Origin of the sequence: Thauera sp. 2A1 (genome assembly GCF_009469595.2) — a bacterium.
Lineage (GTDB): Bacteria > Pseudomonadota > Gammaproteobacteria > Burkholderiales > Rhodocyclaceae > Thauera.
Window position 1 is genome coordinate 1,490 of sequence record NZ_SSXV01000068.1, and the last position, 1,180, is coordinate 2,669.

General features: G+C 30.8%; 1 protein-coding gene. It reads right to left on the reverse strand.

Features of this window, described 5'->3' with window-relative positions; translation table 11 throughout:
- Positions 1–661: 661 nt before the first annotated feature.
- Positions 662–1,051, reverse strand: coding sequence for a hypothetical protein (locus GH664_RS22265; protein WP_153163831.1), 390 nt, complete (start codon positions 1,049–1,051; stop codon positions 662–664).
- Between the last annotated feature and the right edge of the window lie 129 nt (positions 1,052–1,180).

The following is a 1,180-nucleotide window of genomic DNA, read 5'->3' on the forward strand; positions in this document are numbered from 1 at the left end:
TGCTTCAGTAACTGCTGATGCTTCAACTTTACCATCTTTTTCTTCTTGATGTTTCATTCCAGCTTCAAAGTTATAACCTCCATCAGTTACTTTGTCACACAACATTGATGCACCTAACATAATTCCTACAAAATTCATAAAATTCTTCATAATTCTTTTGATTTTAATTGTTAATAATTGATTTATTTAAGTGAATGAATTAACCCCATAAAGTATCTGATAAATGTCTGCGATAGATTTCATCTCTTTCTTCTCGAATATCTATCTGCATTTTAATAATAATATTTATCAGTTCTTCTTTTGTTTTCTTTTCTAGTTCTTCTTTTGTCCACATAATAATAAAGAAATAGAAAGTTATACTATCTATTCGTACGCCTTATTTGATAGCTAGCCCTTTTCCTTCTCCTGACCTTAAATAAGGTTGACCGTTGTATAGTCCGTAGGTATTAATCACCTTTAGGGGTCTGGCGTTATAACCTTCTGTGTTGATTGGATTCTATCATAACTACTTAATTAGTAATTCTTAGTTAAACAATAGCTCTTTCCCTTTTATACGGTTGCATTTTAGAATGTCTAACTCTCTTTTTAGACTGATATTCAGCTGCTTTTCCTGATTGCTTAGAACCTGGAAAATGAGATTCTTTATAGGTCTTTCCCATAATTATAACACTCTAATTGCTTGTACTAAAAGATCAAAGATATAAGCGCATCCCTTTTTGTTGAGATACTCAATTGTAACTTCTTTTTCATCCAGCATCATCTCAATTTGTGGTCTAGTTAATTTGCCATCTTCAATCAATTTCCAAAAATTAGCATTGATTGCAGCAATATTCATTAGACCAGCTGCTGTACATACAGTAATAACATCTTTTAATATGTTTTCAATCATTTGTTTATTTGAAGAGCTAGTTGCAAATTTACTTGTTTCAAGTATTTCTGTATGTACTTCTGATAAACCAAGCTTTTTAGCCATAAGAGCTACTGCTGTTACAACACTTTCCTGATTAATTGATGCAGGAATTCCAATAATTACAAAGTTTAAAGATTTCATTTGATATGAATTTAAAGTTGTTTATAAATTTCTTGGCTATAGTACTTACCGCATCTTTCACAGTAAGTTCTTTTAGTAATAGGAATGTTTAATTCATTGTTATTAGGCTCATTTTTCCATTTGTGCCCC

Bases quoted from the DNA above. Each gene is read 5' to 3' on its own strand.
- GH664_RS22265 (WP_153163831.1), bottom strand. From the start codon at position 1,051: ATGAAATCTTTAAACTTTGTAATTATTGGAATTCCTGCATCAATTAAT.